This is a genomic window from uncultured Campylobacter sp. (genome assembly GCF_938045205.1).
GTDB lineage: Bacteria > Campylobacterota > Campylobacteria > Campylobacterales > Campylobacteraceae > Campylobacter_B.
Genome location: NZ_CALIMY010000039.1, coordinates 1 through 5,752, shown reverse-complemented (window position 1 = coordinate 5,752; position 5,752 = coordinate 1). Strand labels below are relative to the sequence as shown.

General features: G+C 53.8%; 4 protein-coding genes. 1 reads left to right on the top strand and 3 read right to left on the bottom strand.

Features of this window, described 5'->3' with window-relative positions; all coding sequences use genetic code 11:
* Window positions 1-75 precede the first annotated feature (75 nt).
* The 3 genes from Q0198_RS02510 to Q0198_RS02500 are packed head-to-tail and all read right to left on the bottom strand — an operon-like array spanning window position 76 to window position 4,518.
* Window positions 76-1,782, bottom strand: coding sequence for an ABC transporter permease (locus Q0198_RS02510; RefSeq protein WP_297894575.1), 1,707 nt, complete (start codon window positions 1,780-1,782; stop codon window positions 76-78).
* Complete coding sequence (locus Q0198_RS02505; protein WP_297894572.1) at window positions 1,779-2,645, bottom strand: hypothetical protein; 867 nt, start codon at window positions 2,643-2,645, stop codon at window positions 1,779-1,781. The genes Q0198_RS02510 and Q0198_RS02505 overlap by 4 nt, the downstream gene beginning before the upstream one ends.
* The gene (locus Q0198_RS02500; RefSeq protein WP_297894570.1) at window positions 2,632-4,518 is read right to left on the bottom strand and encodes an ATP-binding cassette domain-containing protein; all 1,887 of its coding nucleotides are present in this window, start codon (window positions 4,516-4,518) and stop codon (window positions 2,632-2,634) included. The genes Q0198_RS02505 and Q0198_RS02500 overlap by 14 nt, the downstream gene beginning before the upstream one ends.
* An 857-nt stretch (window positions 4,519-5,375) precedes the next feature.
* On the opposite strand from Q0198_RS02500, the gene Q0198_RS02495 reads away from it, so the two are divergent.
* Window positions 5,376-5,666, top strand: coding sequence for a hypothetical protein (locus Q0198_RS02495; RefSeq protein WP_297894568.1), 291 nt, complete (start codon window positions 5,376-5,378; stop codon window positions 5,664-5,666).
* Window positions 5,667-5,752 lie beyond the last annotated feature (86 nt).

Sequence of the window (5,752 nt, the reverse complement as noted above, 5' to 3'; positions counted from 1 at the left end):
GAAATTTTAAAATTTCAAATCTACGCTCCGCCGCCTGCAAACCAAAGCTCCTCGCGTCTAGGAATTCTAAAAATTTCATCGTGCGCCCCTTTTTACGCTAAGCACGCACAAGCTGAAAAACAAAACCGCTCCGAGTGCCTGAATGGCGAGGTTTACCCACAGCGTCGCGCTCTGTCCGCCCGAGAGGAAGCAGATGCGAAAGGATTCGACCGCGTATGTGGGCGGCAGCAGGTGCCCGATGAAGTTGACCGCCGCGGGCAGTCCGCGCAGATCGAATATCATGCCGCTAAGCAGCGTCACGGGCAGATAGCCGATGACGATGGCGTATTCCTGCGCTAGGAATTGATTTTTGCAGATCGCCGAGATCAGCATGCCTAGGCAGGTCATCTCCAGCACGAAGACGCAAAGCGTCGCCAGCAGCATCGCTACGCTGCCGCGGATCGGGATGCCCAAAAGCACCTGCCCGTAAACGAGCGTCATCGCGCCGCCCAAAAGCGCCAGGAAATAATACGCGCCGACCTTGGCAGTGACGATCTCAAGCGCGCTTGCGTTGGAGTTGTAAAGCGAGGCAATCGTGCCGCGGTCCCATTCGCGCGAGATCACGACCGCGACCATAAATAGGCAGATGAGCCCCAAAATCCCCACGTACTCGGCAGATACGAGATACCACGTCGATTCGTTGGCTTCGTTGAACCAGCTGCGATAATTCACGCTGACGGGCTTTGCCGCGGCGTTTAAATTTGCGTTTAAAAAGCCGTAATCTTGCGCCAAAACCTGCTCGATTACGCCTGCGACGTAAACGTAGCTAAGAAGCGCGAGCTGCGACTGAGTGGCATTTTGGATGAGGAAAATCTCGGCGCCGTCTTTGTCTGAGTTACTCGCGCTACCGCCCGTGCCGCCGCCGTTATTTGCAGCGTCGCCTGCGCCGCCTGCACCGTTAGCGAAGGGGCTTGCATTGACGCCGCCGCTCGCATTTTGGATATCGCTTGCGCCGCCGATGAGGCCTGTATTCGTATCGCCTGCGCCGCCTATTAAATTTACGCTTCCTTGATTTGCGCCTATGTCGCTCGCACTGCTACCGGAATTTGCGCTAACAGCGCCCGTATCATTACTGCGAGAATTTGCGCCGGCGAAATTCGCAGTCGCGCCCATACTGCCGCCGCTAGAATTTACAGTCGCGCCGTTAGAATTTGCGCTGGCGTCGCCAAAAGAGTACGCGTTACCGCCTGCGCCATTGCCGTATGAACTCTCCCCACTTGCGCCGGTGTCGCCCGCAGAGGTGTTCATCCCGCTTTCCGTGCCGGTGCCCATGCTAACGTCCTCAAGCGGACGGATATTTGTGCCGCCGCTCACATTTTGGAGATTGTCCGCGCCGCCTGTGGAGGAGCTGTCGTCGCTAGAGAGGTTTAAATTTATGCCGCCATTTGCGCCGCCGAGTCCGCCCAAAGTGCTTTGAAATTTCGCCGCAAAGCGCGGATCAAAATACAAAATGCTCTCGATCTCATGCGCCTTAAAATCTCTCCTCGCGCTCTCTAAGTCCGTGTAGACGCGGGTTTGTAGGTATTTTGAGCCCAAAAATCCGCCGAGCAGATCCCGCTCGATTTTGGAGCCCAGATCGCTTACGAAGCCCACTTTGACGGGCTTTATGTCCATTCGCATCGCGTATCCGTAGATCACGACCAAAATTAGCGGCATCAAAAACGCGATCACGAGCGCCGATCGGTCCTTTGCGATCTGCGCGAACTCCTTTTTTGCGAGGATTTTTAAAAAGGTAAAATTCATCCGCCCTGCCCCTGTGCTCGGATTTTGCAGCACTGCGCTGCGCGCGACGAGCCCTTAAATTTTGATCGCGCAAATTCGGCGACTACCGCGCTTTGAAATTTTATCAGCGCGATCGTACTCGGCATACTTTGGAATTTTAATCGCAAAAGTGCGGCAACCGAGATTTGAAATTTTAACGGCGCAGATGGACTGCCTGCGCCCATTTCGCTCATCGCGCCCTGAAATTTTAATCGCTTGATCGCATACGGCGGGCTTTGAAATTTTAAGCAGTTGCGCAGCACAGTCTCGCCGCGAGATTTTTGACGCAAAAGCTCCGCGGCGGCGCAAGCTCCGCGATGAAATTTTTGCACCAGGGCTTTAAATTTACAAGCTGTTCGCAGACTGACCGCCATTTTAAATTTGCGATCTGTTTGCAGAGCGGTCGCCCTTTTAAATTTATAATCCGTTTGCGAGCCGCTCGCGCTTTGAAATTTACGGCGCAGATGGAGCGGGCTCGCTTCGGCGCAGAGCTCGCGCAGTATCCATCTACAAAATCCGCGCCGTGTCCCGCCGCGCGATATCTCATTTAAAATTCCGCTACCGCTTGAAATTTCGCAATCTCTTAAAATTTCGCCACCATTTAAAATTTTACTATCGCTCCAAATTTCGCCGCTGCTAAAAATCCCGCTGCCGCTTAGAATTTCACCGACGCCCAAAGCCCGGTCGCTCAAAATCCTGCCGCCGTTTAAAATTTCATCGCCCCGCAAGACCCTTGCGCCGCTTAAAATTTTATCGCGTGGGCGCACCGGTTTTCGCCCCGCCCGCATAAAATTTGGATCAAAAATCTTCGCCGCTCGCGTAAAATTTAGATCAAAAGCCCTCATCGCCCGCCTCGCTTCTAAATTTTTGCACCTCGTTTATGAAGGCCTGTTGCACGCTAAGCCGCCGCCCGTCTTGCACGCAGACCTCGTCGGGGCTGCCTAGCGCCAGGATTTTGCCGCGATCTTGGATCAAAAATCGATCGCAATACTCCGCCTCCTCCATAAAATGCGTCGTCACGACCACGCTCACGCCGGTGCGCGCGAGCGCATTTATGCGGTTCCAAAAGAGCCTGCGCGAGAGCGGATCGGCGCCGCTGGTGGCCTCGTCGAGAAACAAAATCTCGGGGCGGTGGATAAGCGCGCACGCCATCGAAAGGTTGCGCCCCGCGCCAAAGGGCAGGTTCTGCCACGTCTCGTTTCGCAGCCGCTGCAAGCCAAACTCGCTCAAAAGCTCCTCTATGCGCCGCTTTAGCGCTACTCCGCCGATGCCGTAGCTGCGACCAAAATACTCTAAATTTTGATAGCAGCTTAGCTTTTTATAAAGCGAAAATTTCTGCGAGACGTAGCCGATGCGCGATCTGATCGCCGATTTTGCGTAGCGCAGATCCTCGCCCATGACCGAGATCTCGCCCCCGCTCATCCCCAAAAGCGCGCAGATCATACGAAAGGTCGTCGTCTTGCCCGCGCCGTTTGGACCCAGAAGGCCGAAAATCTCGCCCTTTTTGACCTCGAAACTCGTATTTTCCACGGCGGTAAATAAGCCGAATTTTTTACTCACGTCGCGCACTTTGATGACGGTTTGAGCCGCATCGAAGCTCCTTTTTTCGTAGCCGAAGTTTGCCACGCCGATCTCTGCTTTATTTAAAAAAATATACGCATCCTCTAGGCTCGCCTCACGCGGGCTCAGTTTAAATTTAGCGCTTCCGTTTCCTTTAACTTTAGCGTCTCCGCTTTCGTTAAATTTAACGCCCTCGTTTTCGTTTGAAATTTTAAAATTTTCACTGCGCCCGTTTTCGCGTTCTGTATTTTCGCCGTCACCCTCTAGGCTCGCGTTTAAAAACCTCTGCAGATCGTGCAGGCTTATCGGCTCCTCGCTTAGCAGATCGACGCTGCCGTCTCTGGGGCAGATGTCGATGAGTGGGGAGTTTTTTAAAAATCTTTGCGTCTTAAACATCAAGCGGCGCGCCAGGCTCTGATAATCCTCGCCGCCTATGCGAAAGGTGCGGTCCAGCAGCGCCGCGGTGATCTTTGCGGCACGCTCCTGCGCTATGATCTTGCCGCCGAGCAAAATCAGCGTCAGATCGGCATCCGCCGCCTCATCGAAATACGCCGTCGAAAATATACATTTCGCGCCGCTTTGATCCAGATACTCGCGCACGATCGCCCACAGCTCGCTGCGCGAGAGCGGATCGACGCCGACTGTGGGCTCATCTAGCACCAAAAGCCGCGGACGAGCCGCAATCGCGCAGGCGACGCCTAGCTTTTGCTTCATCCCGCCGGAGAGCGAATCCACGGCGTAATTTTTAAAGCTCAAAAGCCCTACGCGGCGCAAAAGCCCGCGCAGATACTCCTCGCCGTCTTTTAGATCGAGCCCTTTTAGGCCTGCGAAGATGTTTAAATTTTGCCAGACGCTAAGCTCCTCGTAAAGCCCCAAGCTCTGCGACATATAGCCGTTTGCGCGGACGAATTCTTTATTTTCGCCGCTAGGGGTGAAGCCTGCAAATTTTATCTCGCCGCAATCGGGCGCGATGATGCCGCAGATGAGCTTTAAAAGCGTGGATTTGCCCGCGCCGTCGGGGCCCGTGAGGCTGATGAGCCGCGGCGTATCGCCTATTCGTAGATCGAAATTTTCAAAAACGACGTTTTTGCTGCGATCCTCTCGCAGGTAAAATTTCTTTAAATTTACGATATTTAGTAGATCCAAGCTTAGCTCCAATTTTATTGCTCGCTTTTTATTGCTCGCTTTTTATTGCTCGCCCCGTCGCTCGGCGCGACGAACGAGACCTACGCACGCCAAAAGGCGCTCTTTGTAGCGACGCCTTGCTTATGCAGCCGCCGAGACGTCTTGATTTTGCGACCGCTACGGCGTCTTAGTTTTGTGACAGCCGCGGCATCTCGGTTCTGCAGCCGCCGCGTGCTTTAAATTTGGCGCCGCGCGTTGAACAATTTCGCCCAAACCTCGCATAAATTCGACGTAACTTACCGCAAGCGCGCGAAACCAAGCTCTATCGCGTCGGGGCGCCCTGCAATCACCCGCTCGAATTCGAGTGCCCGCACGATCGGCGTTGCTTACGGCTCGCGCCGAATATTCCGCGCGCCGCCCGATCCGTCTTGAGCGCGTGCATATCGCATCGGCTAGCCGCGCCGCTAACGATGCGCACACAACGCGCATGAGCGGGGCGGTCTCCAAAACATGAAGCAGCCCGCGAGTACCCGCGATAAATTCGCTTCAAAACGCAAACGAAAGCGAGTTTTAAGACGCCCGGCGAGCTGTGAGCGCCGCTCTTTATCTGCGCCGCGCCTTTTGGCAAAATTTTACCTATTCTCGGCTTTCTTTAGCATAGTACCGACTTCAGCTGCCGCGTCCTTTGGGCGAATTTACCGCTACTTGCAATCGGTATTTAATAGCGCCGTTTGTTTAGTAGCGAAATTTTACCGCCGTCCACGCTTGGTTCAATCGCCGCTTGTTTATCGCAAAATGCCCGCTAAAAACAAATCCCGCCGCCGCTCTACCGCCCGGCTTTTACCTATTCTCCGTCGAGCCGTAAATTTTAAAATTTAACCCGCGCTGCTTTGCAGCAAAATTTCGCCGAAATTTTACTCGCCGCGCTGCAGAATTCCGATCTTTTATCCAAAGCCGCCGCCTGCTCGCACAAAACCCGCGCGATAAAATTTACGCCGCCTTTGTACGACTTCGTTCTAAGCGCGCAGCATTTTATCGCCGCCGAGACGATGTATTTTAGGCGCGACGAAATTTATCGCCCTACTCTGTCGAACAGGCGCCGTTTAAATTCCGCCTCGAAGCACGTTTTTAAAATTTCATCAGGTTCACACCGTATGCACGGCTCGCGCAACATTACATAAAATTTCTCGGACAGCGAGCTTGGCTATCCAAATTTCACCCACAGTACCCAAAGTGCCGCCCGCGCGCTAAAATTTCACCCATGCAT